The organism is Streptomyces tailanensis (genome assembly GCF_008386495.1).
Classification (GTDB): Bacteria; Actinomycetota; Actinomycetes; order Streptomycetales; family Streptomycetaceae; genus Streptomyces; species Streptomyces tailanensis.
Genome location: NZ_VTHJ01000176.1, coordinates 1 through 1,333 on the forward strand (window position 1 = coordinate 1; position 1,333 = coordinate 1,333).

Here is a 1,333-nt window from a genome sequence, read left to right on the forward strand (position 1 = left end):
GCGCCGAGGAACGCCTTGTCGTCGGGCCAAATGCCGGCCCCACCCTCGCGCGGGGCACCGAACGGGGTCGTGTACCGCTTGGTGACCGCCTGGGTCGCGGCATCCGCAGCGAGCGTGCTGGTGCCCAGCTGCAGACCGCGAAGGCCGGGTCAGTGTGAAGGTGCCGAACGAGCCTGCCGTATGCCGCTGGACGTCACACGGTCGCATACCAGAGATCATGCGCAGAAAACTTCACTGCATCCATCGAGGAAAACCCTACGGGATATCCAAATGCATGCGTGAGGGCTTCTCGACTGCAGCAGAGTTCAGGAGTCACCCAAGACGATATTTCGATGACTTCACACCCCAATTCCATTGCCATTTGAGCGCATGGCGAATCAGAAATCGCTATACACAACGGAAAGCTCCCCGAGATGATGGCCTCTTCGCTTCCCTCGCGCATGATGGACCCCCACCCTTCCTCGGCCTCCCAATCCCAGTTGAGCAGCAGCTTGCCGTGCGCAGCCAACTCCTCCATGACCCTCTTCGAGTGGAGCCATGACCAGTTTTCACCGCGCCCCGCAGCACGCATTACCACTTCCGATACGTCCATCAGGGAGCACCGCCCGGGGAAGCGTGGATGATGGTAACCCCTTGCTTGGTTACCTTTCTATAGACGTTGATGTAGCTGGTAAGCTCTCCGGTTCTCCCGACGACACCAATCGGACCGTTCTCCACGTATACCTTCGCCTTCTGATTCTGATCCCCTGTCCAGAGATTATTTTTATCAGCGAATTTGGCTGCATCGAGTGCAGCCTTCTCCGCGTCTACACCCTTGAGGAAGACACTCCTGCCAGCGACCTCACGACCAGGCAAGTGTTTCGCCATCTTCTCATTGTCCACCGTGTAAGTACCGTTAGTCAGGCGACCATGCCGGTCAAGCCAGACGCTCTTGGGACCAGGCCTCATAGGTCCGGTTCGGTGACCAAAGATCGCAGCGAGCGCGCTGGGAACCTGATAGGTGTCGCTATTGATGTCATAGCCGTGGCCTGCCACCCAGTTATCAAACTGGGCTCCGTAGTCGCAGCCAGGCGATCCGGGCCCGCCCCCTCCCCGGCAGTCACTGTCAAAGATCCAGCCAGCGTATTCCGCCGTGTGCGGAACATTGCTGACTACACCGTAGAACGCTTCACCGACGGTTGAGCAGACACCGGAAAAAACTCCCCAGGATGCGCATCCTTCGGGCTTCCCCTGCACTGCGCCTTCGTCCCCGCCGCTGTTGCCGCCGCTGGTGGTCGTGCCGGTGCTGCTGGTGCTGGCGGTGCCCTTGGAGGGGTCGACCGTGCCGGTCTTC

Annotated in this window: 2 protein-coding genes; both read right to left on the reverse strand. The window is 59.9% G+C overall.

The window, feature by feature from the left end; genetic code table 11:
* Positions 1-193: 193 nt before the first annotated feature.
* Positions 194-592: a hypothetical protein gene (locus tag F3T56_RS45905; protein ID WP_149831375.1), complete on the reverse strand. Its 399-nt coding sequence runs from the start codon at positions 590-592 to the stop codon at positions 194-196.
* On the reverse strand, positions 592-1,333 hold a 742-nt coding region (locus tag F3T56_RS46830), incomplete at its 5' end, for a hypothetical protein (protein ID WP_172639500.1). The genes F3T56_RS46830 and F3T56_RS45905, both read right to left, overlap by 1 nt.